The organism is Dermacoccus nishinomiyaensis (genome assembly GCF_900447535.1).
GTDB classification, from domain to species: domain Bacteria; phylum Actinomycetota; class Actinomycetes; order Actinomycetales; family Dermatophilaceae; genus Dermacoccus; species Dermacoccus nishinomiyaensis.
The window spans coordinates 2295214-2312172 of the sequence record NZ_UFXX01000001.1; the positions used below are offsets into that span (position 1 = coordinate 2295214).

At 69.1% G+C, this 16959-nt stretch carries 16 protein-coding genes; 11 read left to right on the forward strand and 5 right to left on the reverse strand.

Translation table 11 applies throughout. The features are described from left to right. Positions 1-332 precede the first annotated feature (332 nt). Complete coding sequence (locus DYE07_RS10690; RefSeq protein ID WP_074045722.1) at positions 333-1418, reverse strand: EamA family transporter; 1086 nt, start codon at positions 1416-1418, stop codon at positions 333-335. Between the two features lie 83 nt (positions 1419-1501). On the opposite strand from DYE07_RS10690, the gene DYE07_RS10695 reads away from it, so the two are divergent. Beyond that, positions 1502-2044 (forward strand): CGNR zinc finger domain-containing protein, encoded by a 543-nt coding sequence (locus DYE07_RS10695; RefSeq protein WP_006943974.1) that lies wholly within the window; start codon positions 1502-1504, stop codon positions 2042-2044. A 131-nt stretch (positions 2045-2175) separates the two neighbouring features. Here DYE07_RS10695 and DYE07_RS10700 read toward each other — a convergent pair whose 3' ends face one another. Continuing rightward, the gene (locus tag DYE07_RS10700; protein ID WP_074045721.1) at positions 2176-3324 is read right to left on the reverse strand and encodes an SAM-dependent methyltransferase; all 1149 of its coding nucleotides are present in this window, start codon (positions 3322-3324) and stop codon (positions 2176-2178) included. 70 nt (positions 3325-3394) lie between these two features. Here DYE07_RS10700 and DYE07_RS10705 point away from each other — a divergent pair, with 70 nt between their 5' ends. From DYE07_RS10705 to DYE07_RS10725, 5 genes are all read left to right on the forward strand, one after another. Then, the gene (locus DYE07_RS10705) at positions 3395-3952 is read left to right on the forward strand and encodes a P-loop NTPase family protein (protein ID WP_006943968.1); all 558 of its coding nucleotides are present in this window, start codon (positions 3395-3397) and stop codon (positions 3950-3952) included. A 191-nt stretch (positions 3953-4143) separates the two neighbouring features. Beyond that, positions 4144-5103, forward strand: coding sequence for a Rossmann-like and DUF2520 domain-containing protein (locus DYE07_RS10710; protein ID WP_115296957.1), 960 nt, complete (start codon positions 4144-4146; stop codon positions 5101-5103). A gap of 90 nt (positions 5104-5193) precedes the next feature. Continuing rightward, the gene (gene panC, locus DYE07_RS10715; RefSeq protein ID WP_115296958.1) at positions 5194-6051 is read left to right on the forward strand and encodes a pantoate--beta-alanine ligase; all 858 of its coding nucleotides are present in this window, start codon (positions 5194-5196) and stop codon (positions 6049-6051) included. Positions 6052-6122: 71 nt separating this feature from the next. Then, a complete protein-coding gene (locus DYE07_RS10720) occupies positions 6123-6377 on the forward strand; it encodes a hypothetical protein (RefSeq protein ID WP_038569485.1) in 255 nt (84 codons plus the stop codon). Positions 6378-6538: 161 nt separating this feature from the next. Then, the gene (locus tag DYE07_RS10725; protein WP_006943971.1) at positions 6539-6874 is read left to right on the forward strand and encodes a histone-like nucleoid-structuring protein Lsr2; all 336 of its coding nucleotides are present in this window, start codon (positions 6539-6541) and stop codon (positions 6872-6874) included. A 121-nt stretch (positions 6875-6995) separates the two neighbouring features. On the opposite strand, the gene ligD (DYE07_RS10730) is transcribed toward DYE07_RS10725, so the two are convergent. Together ligD (DYE07_RS10730) and ligD (DYE07_RS10735) are read right to left on the reverse strand one after the other, a co-directional pair. Next, a complete protein-coding gene (gene ligD / locus DYE07_RS10730) occupies positions 6996-7874 on the reverse strand; it encodes a non-homologous end-joining DNA ligase (protein WP_115296959.1) in 879 nt (292 codons plus the stop codon). Next, a complete protein-coding gene (gene ligD, locus DYE07_RS10735) occupies positions 7871-8851 on the reverse strand; it encodes a non-homologous end-joining DNA ligase (protein ID WP_115296960.1) in 981 nt (326 codons plus the stop codon). The genes ligD (DYE07_RS10730) and ligD (DYE07_RS10735) overlap by 4 nt, the downstream gene beginning before the upstream one ends. A gap of 49 nt (positions 8852-8900) precedes the next feature. Between ligD (DYE07_RS10735) and ku the strand changes: the two genes are divergently transcribed. Beyond that, positions 8901-9695 carry a non-homologous end joining protein Ku gene (gene ku, locus DYE07_RS10740; protein WP_115296961.1) on the forward strand — a complete coding sequence of 265 codons (795 nt, stop codon included), beginning with the start codon at positions 8901-8903 and terminating at the stop codon, positions 9693-9695. A 39-nt stretch (positions 9696-9734) separates the two neighbouring features. Then, entirely contained in the window at positions 9735-10241 is a 507-nt protein-coding gene (locus tag DYE07_RS10745) for a DinB family protein (protein WP_083607210.1), read from the forward strand. Between the two features lie 72 nt (positions 10242-10313). Here the strand turns inward: DYE07_RS10745 and DYE07_RS10750 are convergent, their stop codons facing one another. Further along, a complete protein-coding gene (locus tag DYE07_RS10750; RefSeq protein WP_115296962.1) occupies positions 10314-11768 on the reverse strand; it encodes a hypothetical protein in 1455 nt (484 codons plus the stop codon). A 249-nt stretch (positions 11769-12017) separates the two neighbouring features. Between DYE07_RS10750 and DYE07_RS10755 the strand changes: the two genes are divergently transcribed. The 3 genes from DYE07_RS10755 to DYE07_RS10765 all read left to right on the forward strand — a co-directional run bounded on the left by DYE07_RS10755 (position 12018) and on the right by DYE07_RS10765 (position 16919). Continuing rightward, complete coding sequence (locus DYE07_RS10755) at positions 12018-14642, forward strand: ATP-dependent Clp protease ATP-binding subunit (RefSeq protein ID WP_038569468.1); 2625 nt, start codon at positions 12018-12020, stop codon at positions 14640-14642. Positions 14643-14806: 164 nt separating this feature from the next. Beyond that, a complete protein-coding gene (locus DYE07_RS10760; RefSeq protein WP_038569464.1) occupies positions 14807-15307 on the forward strand; it encodes an amino-acid N-acetyltransferase in 501 nt (166 codons plus the stop codon). Between the two features lie 157 nt (positions 15308-15464). After that, a complete protein-coding gene (locus tag DYE07_RS10765; protein ID WP_115296963.1) occupies positions 15465-16919 on the forward strand; it encodes a GntP family permease in 1455 nt (484 codons plus the stop codon). Positions 16920-16959 lie beyond the last annotated feature (40 nt).

The following is a 16959-nucleotide window of genomic DNA, read 5'->3' on the forward strand; positions in this document are numbered from 1 at the left end:
CGAGGTGACCTGGGGGCCGTGGTGGCCGAGTTGCGGCTGAGGACTGACGTTGCGAGTAGCGCCGGGGCCATCACGGCGCGGGCGTGCGCCACGCGCCGGTATATCGGGGTGGTGGGGAGCCTCGGGCGCGCGCGTGCGGTGCGGTGCGCGAACGTCGGGTGGGGGCTGAAACTCCACCATGCGGGCTTTCGGCTCTCAGCGCGGTCCTTCAGGGCTGTGATCCCGCATGGCGGCGTTTCGGCTCCGAGGTGCGCAACCCCGGTGGGTTGCGCACCTCGTGTCGATGCCGGGCCGAGGCGACAGCGTCGTGGCGGCCGTAGGCCCTCAGCGGCTCAGCGCGTGACGCACTCTTCGTCGCGCGTGGGGCGGACTTCGTCGAGCCAGCGTTCGATCTCGGCGTCGTGCTCGGCCGCGACGACGGGGCCGAAGCTCTCCGCGTGACGCGACTCGTCGAGACGCACGAGCACGACACCGCCGACGATGAACGCGCCGCCGAAGACCTGGACGAGCGTCGGAGCCTCGCCGACGAACATCCACGCGAAGGCGACGGCGAACAGCACCTCGAGCAGCGAGATGAACGACGCGACCGTCGTGCCGAGGGCGCGGGCGGCGTAGATGCCCGTCGCGTAGGCGAGGGCCGCAGCGATGAGCGCGAGGCCGAGCACCGGCACCCAGAACGGCATCTGCGAACCGGCGAACGTGACGTCGGCGGTGCTGACCGAGACCGGCTGCACGCCGAGTGCGCACATCGCGAGCAGGATGACGGCGCCGACGCTCATGCCGCCACCGGCGAGTGCGATCGGGGGCAGCTCCGACTCCTCGTCGCCCGCGATGACGAAGTACACCGTCAGGCACAGCGCGGCGCCCAGCGCCCACGCGATGCCGATGGGGTCGACGCTGAAACCGTTGAACACGTCGAGCACGAACAGCAGCCCGACGATGGCCGCAGCCGTCCCGGCGATCGTCAAGCGCCGCGGCGTGCGGCCGTAGCGCGCCCACGCCCAGCCGACGAGCAGCATCGGCGCGAGGTACTCGATGAGCAGTGCGACACCGACGCTGACGTGCGTGACGGCGTTGAAGTAGAACAGCTGGCAGCCGGCGACGCCGAAGATGCCGTAGAGCACGATCGGCTTGATGTTGTCGCGCAGCACGTGCCAGCGCCCACTCAGCGCCATCGCGGTCGGGATGGCGAGCGCGAGCGCTGCGATGCTGATGCGGGCCGCGACGGCCGTGACGGGCGTCCACCCGGAGCCGAGCAGTGCCTTCGCGAACGAACCGGACGTGCCGAACGCCGCACACGAGACAATGGCGATGATGAGGCCCATGCTCGTGTGGGACATCGCGCCGGATCGGCCCGCGCGCCTGCGGGTGGCGACGGGGATGGGCTCGATGTCGTGTGCGATCTGGCTGGGAGCCATGGGGGAACACCTCCAACTCTCGTGTAAGTGGTCAAAACCAGGAACACCGGTTACGTTAGACCTGGAAGAGGTCAGGAGTCAAAATGCCCTTTGGTCATGACACGGAGGACGGTCTGCTGTCCGTCGCCGCGCTCGTCAACACCGCCACGCCCGACGACACCCTCACCGAGATCGCCGACCTCGACGCCTTCGTCGAGTCCTGGGGGTACACCGGCACGCACGAGCGCACGCACGCCGAACTCGACGAGGTGCGCGCCCTGCGCCCCCGATTCCTCGAGGCGTGGTCACTGTCGCGCGACGAACTCGTCGCGTTCGTCAACGAGGTGATGCTGCAGTACCGTGCCCTGCCGCAACTCGTGCGTCACGACGAGTGGGATTACCACCTGCACGCGACGCCGTCCGACGCGCCACTGGCGAGCCGCATGGCGGTCGACGCCGTCATGGCGTTCGTCGACGTCATCCGCGCCGACGAACTCGACCGCCTGAAGATGTGCGCCGGTGACTGCGGGGGAGTGCTCGTCGACCTGTCGAAGAACCGCTCCCGCCGCTACTGCGATCGCGGGTGCGGAAACCGCGCCAACGTCGCCGCCTATCGCGCGCGCAAGGCGGCCGAATCGGTGTCCTGACGCTCGGCTCCGTTCGACTCCCCCTCGCCGGACGCGGCCAGGTGGCGCGTCTCGAGGCTGATCGTGCCAGGCGGGGGCGACAACCCGGCACGACGGGCGTTTGCGGGTGGTCGAGGGTGGCGGCGGCCGCGTCAGCCGATCGTGCGCGTGAACCACGCGAAGGCTCCGAGGCCACCCGGATGCGTGGCCGTCGCGAGCGCCGAGCGGGCCGCGAGGCGAGCGAGGTAGACGGGTGGGTCGCTCGAGGCGAGGGCGAGCGGAACGGGTTCCAGGGCCAGCTCGCCGAACAGTTCGAGCAGTACGTCGCGCTGGGTGCGCACGTCGTCGACATCGAGGGAATCGAGCGCGACGTGCGCCGTCACGTCGCACGAACCGTCGGGAACGGGCGCGCACTCGCTGCCGTCACGGAAGCCGGTGAGGGTGCCGAACGGCGGCCGCGTACCGCTCGTGGACGCGTAGTCGATTCCGACCACGACGCTGCCAGCCGCGGCATGACGCGTCACCTCCGCGACGAGCGCCGTCCAGGCCGCATCACGCGTCATGCCGATCTCGACGCGCTCGCCGGGTTCGCGACGGCTGGCGTTATCGCGGCCATCGGCCGGAGGTAGGGCGTCGTCAAGCACGGGGTGGGGCGGTGGATCGTCGGGGGCATCGATCGTGGGCTGGGCCGCCGACGAATGTGGACGAAGATCGCCGACGTGGACAGGCATCGCCGTTGGGGCATGACGGGCGGCCCACCGGGCGGCGTCGGGAGGGAGTGGGGCACCTAGCGTCTCGTCCCCGTCGAGCGTGACGAGTACCTCGCGCAGGACACCGTCGTCGTCAGCCTCCGCGATGTCGCACGGCACGACGTCGAGCCACTCGTGCGCGACGACGAACGCCCGACGACCTGCGATGACGTCGAGCGACGGAATCGACGCCCCTCCCGCAGAACGCACCCAGGCGATGCGGCTGCTGAGTTCGGGCGGACGCTCGACGACGTCAACGCCCACGAGGTCGACGTCATCGACGAACCGGCTGACGGTGTCGAGCAGTTCGCCACGGCCGCAGGCGAAGTCGACGACAACGTCCGCGTCGATGCGTTCGGCCATGGCGACGATCGCCTGCGCGAGCACCTCATCGACGCCGGGAATGCCCTGCGCGCTCGTCGCAAAATGGCCCCCGGGGCCCTCGTCACGTCGATAGAAACCGTCACGGCCGTAGAGCGCGGCCTGCCAGGCGTCGCGCCACGGCACCGCGTGGCTCACCGGCATGTCGGAGTTCTCGAACTGCTGCGTCACGTCGCGACTCTACGTCGCGCCCACGCGTCGACCGCCCATGTGCCGACCATGACAGCGGCAGAATGGGGCCATGCCCTTCCTCTCGCTCGACGCCGACCTGCCGCCGGCGCGACGCGTCATCATCGCGGGGCCGTCGGGCAGCGGCAAGACGACGGCGTGTGCGCTCGTCAGCGATCGGATCGGGGTGCCGCATCATGAGATAGACGCGCTGTTCCACGGCCCCGGGTGGCAACCGCGCCCGCAGTTTCATGACGACGTCGCGCGGTTCGTCGCGACCGAGGCGTGGGTCACCGAGTGGCAATACAGCGAGGTGCGTGGCCTGCTCGCCGAGCGCGCCGAACTGCTCATCTGGCTCGATCTGCCGCGCGGCACCGTGACGCGGCAGGTCGTCAGCCGGACGCTGCGGCGACGTCTGTTTCGCCAAGAACTGTGGAACGGGAACACCGAAGGCCCGCTGCGCACCTTCTTCACCGACCCCGAGCACATCGTGCGCTGGTCGTGGCAGGGCCACGCGCGCTACCGGGGGCTCATCGGCGACGTCGCAGCTCGACGACCTCAGCTGCCGATCGTCCGCGTTTGTTCGCGACGTGAGCTGACGCATCTGATCGAGCGACTGCCCCGCGCCTGAGCGCCGGCAGCGCATCGAAACGAGTCGCCCGCACTGACGGCCCGACGTGCGACGCCGCGTCCCGTCGAGCGGCCCGAAACGCACGCATCGAGCGCCGGGCGCCCCCGTCGAGTGACCAACGCGCATCCCTCACCGAGCACACGGCCCCGCAGTGATTCGAGGACCTCGCGGACGGGAGTAGCGTTGGGCGGGTGACTTTCGAGCAGCCGACCCCGCTCCCGGGTGCGCCGAGCCTGCGCGTCGGCGTCATCGGTGCGGGGCGAGTCGGTGCGGTGCTGGGGGCGGCGTTGCGCAAGGCGGGGCATGACGTCGTCGCCGTCAGCGGTGTGTCCGAGGCGAGCCGCGAGAGGGCTGAGGCGCTGCTGCCCGGAGTCTCCGTCCAGCAGCCGGCCGGCGTCGCAGCGGCCGCCGATCTCGTCCTGCTCACCGTGCCCGACGACGAACTCGCCGCTCTGGTCCACGGCCTCGACTTCCCCGGCACACTCGGCCCACGCATCGTCGTCCACACGAGCGGCGCGCAGGGCATCGGCGTGCTCGCGCCCGTCGTCGAGGCCGGCGGGGTGCCGCTCGCGATCCACCCGGCGATGACGTTCAGCGGCACCGCGGTCGACCTGACGCGCCTCGCCGGCTGCCCGTTCGCCGTCACGGCGATGCCCGACCACCGCATGGTCGCCGACGCGCTCGTGCTCGACATGGGCGGCGAGCCGTTCACCGTCGACGAGGCCGATCGCACGCAGTACCACGCGGCGCTCGCGCACGGCTCGAACCACCTCGTCACCCTCGTCGCGCAGGCCGGCGAGCTGCTGCGCCGCATCGACGTCGACGACCCGGGCCGCCTGCTGCGTCCGCTGCTCGAGGCCGCGCTCGACAACGCCCTCGAACGCGGCGACAAGGCGCTGACGGGCCCCGTCGCGCGCGGCGACGCGGGCACGTTGACGCGTCACCTCGACATGCTCGAGGCGCTCGCCCACACTGGTGTGGCACTCGACATTCCCCCGACCTACCGCGCGCTCGCGCTCGCGACCGCGCAACGCAGCTCGGCGCGCGGCGCTCTCACCCCGATGCAGATCGACGCCGTCCTCACCGCGCTCGAGGGGCGCGGCGGGCCACCAGACCAGGGCGGGGTGGGCCCCGAGCCCCCGACGCCCTGATCCGTCCGCTCCGATCGTTCCTCCACAATCTCCGACACCCACCCCGTCAGGTTCGAGCCCCGTCCCTGACCACGCCACCGGGAGCCACGCATGACCGCACCTGTCGTCACCCACGCCCGCACCGAGTTCGCCGACGCCCGCGGCCGCCTCGGCGGCAGCGTCGGCGTCGTCATGACGATGGGGGCCCTGCACGAGGGGCATGCGACGCTGATCCGTCGCGCGCGCGAGGAGAACGACGCCGTCGTCGTCACGATCTTCCTCAACCCGCTGCAGTTCGCGGCGGGGGAGGACCTGTCGCGCTACCCCCGCACGCTGCAGCGCGACCTGGAGATCTGCGAGCGCGAGGGCGCCGACCTCGTGTTTGCTCCGAGCCCTGACGTCGTCTACCCCGACGGTGAGCCGGGCGTGCGCGTCTCGGCGGGCCCGCTGGGCGGCGTCCTCGAAGGTGCGTCGCGCCCCGGCCACTTCGACGGGATGCTGACGGTCGTCAACAAGCTGCTCAACATCGTGCACCCGACGCGCGCCTACTACGGCCAGAAGGACGCGCAGCAGTTGCTGCTCATCAAGCGCATGGTGCGTGACCTCGACATGTCCGTCGAGATCGTCGGCGTACCGACCGTCCGCGAGTCCGACGGGCTCGCCCTCAGCAGCCGCAACGCCTATCTGAGCGACGCCGACCGTGAGGTCGCGCTGTGCCTGTCGAAGGCCCTCCAGGCCGGTGAGGCCGCTCGTAACTCCGGCCCTGCCGCTGTACGGCGCGCTGCGCGGGACGTCCTCGTGCGCGAACCGCTGGCCCTCGTCGACTACCTCGTGCTCGTCGACCCGGTCACGTTGGAGCAGGTGCCCGAGTACTTCCGCGGGGAGGCGCTGCTCGCCGTCGCGGCCAAGGTCGGCACGACCCGGTTGATCGACAACGTCCCCCTCGTCGTCGGCGGTCGCGAGGCCTGAACCGCGGCCTCGTAGACTGAACACCTGGAGCGGCCCGGCGACGCGGCTGCACGTGAAAGGAAGTGGAGCCCGTGGACAGCCTGTGGCCGGCCATCGAGACGCTCATTCCGTCGATCGGAATTCTCGGCCTGTTCTACCTCATCCTGCGTCACATCATGGAGGGCGACCGGCGTGAACGCGTCGCGCAGGCGCAATGGGAGCGCGAACACGACCTGACGAAGGGTGCCGTCGCGCCCGGCGAGGAGGAGGCGCGTCTGCAGAATGCGCACCTGCCGAAGGCTGCACCCGGAACGATGAGTTCTCGCGCGACGACGCCCCCGGAATGATCGCCCCCATTCCAGTCGCGTGAATTGCGTCTGAAAAAATACTCGGGGAAAGAGCGAAATCGGTTGCCGGGTTTCGCTCTTTCGCTTATCGGACGGTAATGTCGGGTTCGTCGCCTCGCCCCTGCGAGGCAGAATCATTCGCACTTCGAAAGGAGCCGATCATGGCTCAGCGCATCCATGTCACGCTGGAAGACGACATCGACGGCTCGGACGCGAGCGAGACCATCCAGTTCGCCCTCGACGGTGTGAACTACGAGATCGACCTGTCCGACGAGAACGCCGCCAAGCTGCGTGATTCTCTCGCCACCTGGGTCGGTCACGCTCGTCGGGTCGGCGGTCGTAAGCAGCAGTCGAAGGCGTCCTCCACGCGCGGCGGTGGTCGTTCCGACCTCAATGCCATTCGTGACTGGGGCCGCGCGAACGGCTGGACGGTCAGTGACCGAGGCCGCGTCTCGGCCGACCTCATGAAGGCCTACGACGCCGCCACGAAGAACTGACGTTCGCCACGGCGCGAAGAACTTCCAGAGAGGCCCTGTGCTTTCCGTGTGGAAAGTGCAGGGTCCTTCTGTCGTGTCGGCTCGACGCGCTTGCGTGCTCTTGTCTCGTTGTTTGATTCGTTCAGCGGAGCAGGGCGTCCATCGGGTCGGGCCGGTCGAGTCGTTCGTCGAGCACGTCGTGGAGGTCGAGCTGCCGCAGGGAGCCGGGCTTGGTGCGGGCCGTCTCGATCTCGTCCCACGTTCGCGGCGTGGCGACGAACGGCCGGTTGCGGCCACGCAGCGACCATGGGGTGATGGTCGTCTTGGCCGCGAGGTTCTGCGACCAGTCGATGAACACCTTGCCGGGGCGTAGTGATTTCGTCATCTTCGCGGTGATGAGTTCGGGGCGCATCTCGGTGAGCTTCTCCGCGAGGGTGCGGGCGAACTCGCGAATGTCGTCACTCGAATGGGTGCCGTCGAGGCGTGCGTAGATCTGCATTCCTTTGCTGCCCGAGGTGACAGGAACGCTGGGCCAGCCCAGAGAACCGAGCAGTTCGCGCAGCATGACGGCGACCGCGGCGCATTCGTCGAGCCCCGCGGGAGCGCCCGGGTCGAGGTCGAGAACGATGCGGTCAGGATTTTCGCGTTCGCCATCCCGCCAGCGCCACTGGGGTGTGTGGAATTCGAGGGAGGCGAGGTTCGCGAAATAGCTGAGAGCGGCGACGGAATCGACGAACGGGTAGGTGACCTTGTCGATCTCTTCGCGTTCGATCCACTGCGGTGCGCCCGATGGGGTGTTCTTCTCGAAGAACTCGAGTTTTCCGACACCATGCGGAAAACGCAGCCGGGTGACTGGCCGGTCTTTCGTCTGCGCGAGAATTCGCGGTGCCACGCTCGCGTAATAGTGCAGTACCTCACCCTTCGTCGTCTCCGTCGCGGGGTACAGGATCTTGTCGAGATTCGTCAGGCGCAGCGTCCGCCCGTCGACCTCGACGACGGTGGGGCTCACCTCGGGGCTCATGCGTCGTCCTCACGTGCGGCGATGTCGAGGCGCAGCCCGGTGTATGCGGGCTGACGCAGCCGCCCGCCGGCGCTGCGCCCCAGGTGGGTGACGTCGACGAGGATCTCGGGGCGCACCCAGTGGGTGCCGACGGCGTCCTCCGCGGCGAGAGCATCGCGCGGCACGGCCGGCTCGGGCGCCGGCGTCAGCCACTCGAGCAGCGCGCGCCCGGCCGCGGCCGAGAATCCGGTGCCGACGCGTCCGCGATAGACGAGCTCGCCGTCGGCCCATTCGCCGACGAGGATCGCGCCCAGCGCGCCGACGGTGCCGTCGACCGGTCGCCAACCGAGGACGACGAACGTCTCGCGGGTGCGGTGGACGCTCTTGAGCCAGTCCTCGCTGCGCACGCCCGGGCGATACGGTGAATCGACGCGCTTGCTGACGACGCCCTCGAGGCCCGCGTCACGGGTCGCGGCGAGCAGCGCGTCGCCGTCGTCATGCGCGGGCGACACCTGGATCGCGGAGGCCGTGGCGCTCGATCCGTCGTCGCCCGAGCCACCGATTCCGGCGCCGTCGAGCAGTTCACGACGCGCGCTCCACGGCAGGGTGATGACGTCGTGCCCGGCGGCGCGCAGCACGTCGAACGTCATGAGCTGCACAGGAGTTCGTGCGAGGGCCGCGGCTTCGTCGGGGCTGGCGGCGCGCATGCGTGAGCGTCCGCCGCCGGGGGCGAGTCGGTGCATGACGGCGCGGAAGTCGGGCCGCCCGTTCGTCAGGGCGACGAGCTCGCCGTCGAGGACGAGGTCGTCGAAGTCGCGCAGGCGTGAACCGGTGATCTCGGGGAAGCGCGCGGAGCAGTCGGCGCCGGAGCGCGTCGCGATCGTCACCTCACCGCCGCGGACGGTGACGATGGCGCGGATGCCGTCCCACTTCACCTCGTGGCGCCACGCGGGCCCGCACGGCACGTGAGGTGTCGGTGTCGCGAGCATCGGGCGCATAGGCTCACCCTAGATGTGACACCGCACGAGCGAGAAGGGCGCGAAGGGCATGCGAGCGATCTGGAAGGGTGCCGTCAGTTTCGGCCTCGTCAACGTGCCGGTACGTCTGTACTCGGCGACGGAGAACCACGACGTGCAGTTCCGTCAGGTGCACGAGAAGGACGGCGGACGCATCAAGTACCAGCGTGTCTGCTCGATCGACGGCGAGCAGGTCGCCTACAGCGACATCGCGAAGGGGTACGAGACGCCCGAGGGGCAGATGGTCGTGCTGACGGACGCCGACCTCGCCGACCTGCCGCTCGTCACGAGCAAGGAGATCGCCGTCGACCGGTTCGTGCCGGCCGAGCAGATCAGCCCGCTCGTGCTCGACAAGGTCTACTATCTCGAGCCCGACAAGGCGGCACTCAAGCCGTACGCCCTGCTGCGTAGCGCGCTCGAGGAGAGCGGGCGCGTCGCCGTCGTCACGGTGTCGTTGCGCACGCGCGTGACGGTGGCCGTCCTGCGCGTCGAGGGCAAGGCCATCGTCCTGCATACGTTGCTGTGGCCCGACGAGGTGCGCGAGCCCGACTTCGCCGTCCTCGAGGCAAAGGCGGAGGTGACGGATTCGGAGCAGGCGATGGCGGCGATGCTCGTCGAGTCGTTGTCGGGTGACTTCGACCCCGAGGCGTACGAGGACACCTACGAGCAGGCCGTGCGCGAGGTCGTCGAGGCCAAGCTCGCGGGCGGCGAGGTCAAGGAACCCGAAGACAAGCCGGAGGAGAGCGCCGAGGTCGTCGACCTGCTCGCCGCCCTGCAGGCCAGCGTCGACCGGGCCAAGAAAGCACGCGGCGAAGCAGCGAGCTGACGCGCTCAGCCGCGCTGGGCGCCGTGTGATACTCGGACGATGATGGCGAACCCCGACGCGCCCGACGTCTACGACGCTTCGTTCGAGCAGCAGATCGGGGTGTTCATCGACCAGCACCGTGCCATGATCGCTGCGTCCCTCGACGGGTTGAGCGAGGCCGAGGCCCGACGTCGGCTCGTCCCGTCGAAGACGACGCTGCTCGGCCTGGTGAAGCACGCGACGTTCGTCGAACGGGTCTGGTTCGAGGAGGCCCGTACAGGGCGCAGCCGTGCAGAACTCGGCCTGCAGCCCGGGCCCGACGAGTCGTTCGACCTGACGGACGCCGACACGTCGGCGTCCGTGCTCGACGTTTTCGCTCGCGCCTGCGAACGATCGCGACGCGCCGTGGATGGGGTGGGCGGCGACACCATCTGGTCAGGAAACCGGCGCGGCCCGTTGAGCGTTCGCTGGATCCTGCTCCACGTGCTTCGCGAGCATGCCCAGCACTGCGGGCACGCCGACATCCTGCGCGAACAGGTCCTCATGGAACGTAGCCGCTCGAGGTGATCGCCTCGGCGCCCCGGCTGTTGGCGGCGCCGGCCATGTCGATCGGCGCGGAACGCCCCAGCGGGGCAGGTGTCAGCGGATGACGCGGACGACGCGGTTCGTCAGCAGGTCGTGGGCCGCACGTCTGACGAGCGCGTTGGCATCCGGGTGCTCGCCGAGGGTTGCGGTGCAGACGTCGACGAGGTCAGCCAGCGAGCGGGGGCCGTCGAGCAGCGTCAGGTGGATGACGGCGCCGAGACCGTGCAGGTGCGCGGGCGTCGAGCCGATGAGCGTCAGCACCTCGAGCGCGTCCTCGTCGACGAGGGCGTCGACGAAGGGTGCGAGCGTCAGAACGGTGTCGTTGGTCAGGGCCTCGGCGCTGTCCGCAGGGCTCGCGACGGGATCCTCGCGCGTGGCGAAGGCGCGATCATCGTCGCCATCGCCGGCCGTGACGGCGGCATCCAGCGTCGCCGACGCGAGCGGCACGTATGGGTCGACGTCGGGCTGCTGCGTCCACCACGTGCCGGGCACGTGACGCCAGAACGGCTCCTGCGGCGCCAGCGTGAACACGTCGCGCAAGAGGGGGAGCGTGTCGGCGATCTCGCGATAACGCAGACGTTGGACGCCGCCGCCGGCGAGGGCTATCCGGGCGAGCAGGTCGAGGCAACCGTCGATCTGCGGCATCGCCGACGACTGCGGCAGGATGAGCGTCAACGCCTCGAACAGCGGCATCTCGCTCAGCTCTGCCTCGCCGGGCTCGTGAGTGCCGGCGCTGTTGTCGTCCTCGGCATCGATACGGTCGGGCGCGGTGCGCTTGGCGTCAGCTTCCGCATCGCCGCCGTTGACGCTCTCGTCAGGGCGGGCGTCGTCACGAATGCGGTCGAGCAGGACGAGCGGCCCGAGCCGCAACGCGCCCTCACGAGGCGGCGCCATGTCGAGGTCTTCGGGGCAGTGCTGCGTCTTGACGCCGGAGACACCCGGGTTGACGAGCACCGACAGCGGCTTGGGGTAGGGCATGACGTCACGGCGGTCGTTGAAGATGAGCGTCTCGTCGGTGACGTAGCCGTAGCCGTGCGTGCAGTAGTGCTGCGTCGCCGTCGTCTTGCCGGTGCCCGACGCTGCGAACAGGCCGGCAACGACGCCCGTGTCGGGGTCGCAGACTCCACCGGCGTGGAGCATGACAAACTCGCCCGCACGCGCCGAGATGGCGCGGCCGGTGAGCGTCGTCGTCAGCGTGTAGTCGCCGGTGTCGGAGCCGCTGCCGGGGGCGTCATCGATTCGATCGACGGTGATCGTCTTTGCGATGTCGACCGGCTCGACCTCAGCCGTCCCGGCTGCTCGCAAGCCTGCGGCGCTCTCGCTGCCGACCGAACTGCCACCCGGACCCACCCGATGTGGCGCGCTCGGCAAGGGCGCGATCGTGCGCTGTGACGGCGCGTCCGGGCGGCACCAGTGCCACTGACGCGCGACGGCGTCACGACGCTCGGGCTGCACGTTCACCGCGAAGTCGAGGCCGAAGACGCGAAGCTCGAGGGGGCCGTCAGTCACGTGTCCAGCCTATCCGTGACGACCGTCATGGGTGGGGCAGACCCACGAGGGCATGCGCCCCTGCCGACCGGGATCGGGGCGCGAGGTTCCGCCCTGGGCGAACGCAGCAGCCAAACGCGCCCGGAGCGGAACACGGCGGGCACACGCGGCGTTGGCACCTTCGAAGACCGGTGGTGGATGCGGCGTCACGCTGACGTCGTCACCCGCCCCGGCTAGCATCGTGTGAGATCTCGGCATCGAGGAGATGACATGTTCGAACGGTTCACCGACCGCGCCCGTCGGGTCGTGGTGCTCGCGCAAGAAGAAGCGCGCATGCTCAACCACAACTACATCGGCACGGAGCACATCCTCCTGGGCCTCATCCACGAAGGGGAGGGCGTCGCCGCGAAGGCGCTCGAATCCCTGGGTATCTCGCTGGACGCCGTCCGCGAGCAGGTTCAGGAGATCATCGGCCAGGGGCAGCAGACGCAGTCCGGCCACATTCCCTTCACGCCGCGCGCGAAGAAGGTTCTCGAGCTGTCCCTGCGCGAGGGGCTGCAGCTCGGTCACAGCTACATCGGCACCGAGCACATCCTGCTCGGCCTGATCCGCGAGGGTGAGGGCGTCGCCGCGCAGGTGCTCGTCAAGCTCGGCGCAGACCTGTCGACGGTGCGCACCACCGTCATCCAGCTTTTGTCCGGATACCAGGGCAAGGGCGAGCCGCAGGCCGCGGGCGTCGGCGCGTCGTCGTCGGGTGGCCCCGCCGAGGGCACCCCGGCCGGTTCGACGGTGCTCGACCAGTTCGGTCGCAACCTCACGCAGGCTGCCCGTGAGGGCAAGCTCGACCCGGTCATCGGGCGTGAGAAGGAGATCGAGCGCGTCATGCAGGTGCTGTCGCGCCGTACCAAGAACAACCCGGTGCTCATCGGTGAGCCCGGCGTCGGCAAGACCGCCGTCGTCGAGGGTCTTGCCGCTGACATCGTCACAGGTGACGTGCCGGAGACACTCAAGGACAAGCACCTCTACACCCTCGACCTCGGCTCGCTCGTCGCCGGTTCGCGCTACCGCGGTGACTTCGAGGAGCGCCTCAAGAAGGTGCTCAAGGAGATCCGCACGCGTGGCGACATCATCCTGTTCATCGACGAGATCCACAGCCTCGTCGGTGCCGGTGCGGCCGAGGGTGCCATCGACGCTGCCTCGATCCTGAAGCCGATGTTGGCTCGTGGCGAGCTGCAGACGATCGGTGCGACGACGCTCGATGAGTACCGCAAGCACATCGAGAAGGACGCGGCGCTCGAGCGCCGGTTCCAGCCGATCCAGGTCAACGAGCCGACGATCCCGCAGGCCATCGAGATCCTCAAGGGTCTGCGCGACCGCTATGAGGCGCACCACCGCGTCACGATCACGGACGCCGCGCTCGTCGGGGCCGTCAACATGGCCGACCGGTACATCACCGACCGCTTCCTGCCGGACAAGGCGATCGACCTCATCGATGAGGCGGGCGCGCGTCTGCGGATCCGTCGCATGACGGCTCCGCCGGAGCTGCGCGAGTTCGACGAGAAGATCGCTCACGTGCGTCGTGAGAAGGAATCGGCCATCGACAGCCAGGACTTCGAGAAGGCCGCTGCCCTGCGTGACGACGAGCGCAAGCTCGTCGAGGAGAAGGAGGCCAAGGAGAAGGAGTGGAAGGCCGGCGACGTCGATCTCGCCGCCGTCCTCGACGAGGAGCTCGTCGCAGAGGTTCTCGCCGCGTCGACCGGTATCCCCGTGTTCAAGCTGACGGAGGAGGAGTCCTCGCGTCTGCTGCGCATGGAGGACGAGCTGCACAAGCGCGTCATCGGCAACGACGACGCCATCAAGGCGCTGTCGCAGGCCATCCGACGCACGCGTGCGGGCCTCAAGGACCCGCGCCGTCCCGGTGGTTCGTTCATCTTCGCCGGCCCGACGGGTGTCGGCAAGACGGAGCTCGCCAAGTCGCTCGCCGAGTTCCTCTTCGGTGACGAGGACGCGCTCATCACGCTCGACATGTCCGAGTACGCGGAGAAGCACACCGTCTCGCGTCTGTTCGGTTCGCCCCCCGGCTACGTCGGCTACGAAGAGGGTGGCCAGCTGACGGAGAAGGTGCGTCGCAAGCCGTTCTCGGTCGTGCTGTTCGACGAGGTGGAGAAGGCTCACGCCGACATCTTCAACTCGCTGCTGCAGATCCTGGAGGACGGCCGCCTGACCGACAGCCAGGGCCGCGTCGTCGACTTCAAGAACACCGTCATCATCATGACGACGAACCTCGGCACGCGCGACATCGCGAAGGGCGTCTCCCTCGGCTTCGCCGCGGGCAACGACCAGCGCAGCAACTACGACCGGATGAAGGCGAAGGTCGGCGAGGAGCTCAAGCAGCACTTCCGTCCCGAGTTCCTCAACCGTGTCGACGACACGATCGTGTTCCCGCAGCTGTCGCAGGCCGAGATCGTCGAGATCGTCGACCTCATGGTCGCGAAGCTCGACGAGCGCCTCAAGGATCAGGACATGGCGATCGAGCTCACGCAGGGCGCGAAGGATCTGCTCGCAAAGCGCGGGTACGACCCGGCTCTCGGTGCACGTCCGCTGCGTCGCACGATCCAGCGCGAGATCGAGGACCAGCTGTCCGAGAAGATCCTCTTCGGCGAGATCTCGAAGGGCGACCTCGTGCTCGTCGACGTCGAGGGCGAAGGCAAGGAGGCGACGTTCACGTTCTCCGGCACGCCGATCTCGCTGTCGAAGCACACGCGGGCGTCTGACAAGGTCGACACCGACATGAAGGGCGCGACGCCGAGCAGTGACGACCTGTCGGGTCCGATCGACTTCGGTGGCGCCGTCGGCGGTGGTCCCGGTGGCGGCGAAGGCGCTGCCGCGGTCTGATCGACGTTCCGACCGTGTCTGATGCGCGGTGACCTGTGCGGTGCGGCCCGCCTCCCTGGGGGGAGGCGGGCCGCACCGTCGTGTTCTCGTCGGGTGGGCTTGACGGGGTTCGTCAGCTGGGACGCGCGGCTGCGGCCCCGAAGCGAGTGCCTAGGGTGGAGTGCATGAGTTCCGTCGTGCTTCGCCGTGCCCGCGCCGCCGATGTGCGAGGCATCCGACGGCTCGTGACGCCGTACGTGGAGTCGAAGGCGATCGTCGACAAACCGGCCGTCAGCTACTACGAGAACCTGAGCGAGTTCATCGTCGCCGAGCTCGACGACGACATCGTCGGATGCGGTGCGCTGCACGTCATGTGGGAGGACGTCGCGGAGGTGCGAACGCTCGCCGTGTCCGGCGACGTCCGCGGCCACGGCGTCGGAGGGCGCCTGCTCGACGCCCTCATCCACCAGGCGCGTATCATCGGCGTCGACCGCGTGTTCTGCCTGACGTTCGAGACCGCCTTCTTCGCGCGCCACGGGTTCGTCGAGATCGAAGGCATCCCGATCGAGCGAACCGTCTACGACGAACTGCTGCAGTCGTACGACGAAGGTGTCGCCGAATTCCTCGACCTCGACCGCGTCAAGCCCAACACCCTCGGCAACACGCGCATGCTGCTGACGCTCTGACGCTCGGAAGAGCGCGGTTGAGCAAAACGTTTGTTGTCCATTCGTCAGCCGATGCAGAGGTGCATGCATGGGTTCGACGACTACTGTGAGCCGGTTGGCCGTTCTTGGACGAGTGGCCGCGCCTCATTGACCACCCATCAGGGAAGGGCCATCGCACATGGTTCACCTTCTTGCAGCGGACGCGACCGGGCCGATCTCCCACGCGTCGTCCGGGCAACTCACCCTCGCGGCGCTCGCCGGCATCGCCGTCGTCGTCCTCGCGATCAGCGCGTTCAAGCTCCACCCGTTCCTCGGCCTCATCCTCGGCAGCGCGGCGCTCGCCGCCGTCGCCCAGGTGCCAGGCAAGCCCGCCGTCGACAGCTTCACGACCGGTTTCGGCAAGACCGCCGGCTCCGTCGGTCTGCTCGTCGCCCTCGGTGCGATGATCGGTCAGCTGCTCGCCGACTCCGGCGGCGGCAACGCGATCGTCGACAAGCTCGTCGGCGGCGTCAAGGCCGCCGCACTGCCGTGGATGATGGCGCTCGTCGCCGCGATCATCGGCCTGCCGATGTTCTTCGAGATCGGCGTCGTCCTGCTCATCCCGATCGTCCTGTCGGTCGCGCGCCGCACGAAGCAGCCGGTGCTGCTCATCGGCATCCCGGCCCTCGCCGGCCTGTCGGTGCTCCACGGTTTCGTGCCGCCGCACCCCGGCCCCGTCGCCGCGATCGAGGCCGTCCACGCCAACACCGGCCGCACCCTGCTGTTCGGCATCATCGCCGCCATCCCGACGCTCATCGTCGCCGGCCCGCTGCTCGGGCGCCTCGTCGCGCGTCTCGTGCCCGTCGATGCTCCTGCGGCGCTCGCTGCCGACGGCTCGGTCCGCGACGCGGGTTCGGGCGCGCATGGCGGTGGCGAGCACGACGGCGCCACCGCCGTCGACGCGAAGAACGACACGACGCCCACGCGTCGCCCGTCGTTCGGTGCAGCGATCACGTGCATCCTGCTGCCCGTCGTCCTCATGCTCATCTCGGCCATCGCCGAGATCGCCGGCATGAAGAAGGGCACGGCGCTGTCCGTCATCGAGTTCCTCGGCAACCCGCCGGTCGCGCTGTTCATCTCGACCATGGTCGCGATGATCCTGCTCGGCGAGGGCGCCGGCCTGTCGATCGCGAAGACGAACGGCATCATGAGCGCGGGCCTGCCCGCCGTCGCCGGCATCATCCTCATCGTCGCCGCCGGCGGTGGCTTCAAGACGCTCCTCGTCGACGCGGGCGTCGGCAACGTCATCAAGGACTGGGCAGACGGCAGCAACTTCTCTCCGCTGCTGCTCGCGTGGCTCGTCGCCGTCGGTATCCGTCTCACGACGGGTTCGGCGACGGTCGCGACGATCACCGCCGCCGGCATCGTCGCGCCCCTGGTCGCCCACCTCGACGCCAACCAGCTCTCCCTCGTCGTGCTCGCGATCGGCGCCGGCTCGCTGTTCTTCAGCCACGTCAACGACGCCGGGTTCTGGCTCGTCAAGGAGTACTTCGGCCTCAGCGTCGTGCAGACCCTCAAGTCGTGGTCGCTCATGGAGACGGTCATCTCCGTCGTCGGCTTCGCCTGCGTCTGGATCCTGCACCTCATCGTCTGAGACGCAGGGCGCTCGCACTCACCGAACCCCCTTGCGCGCA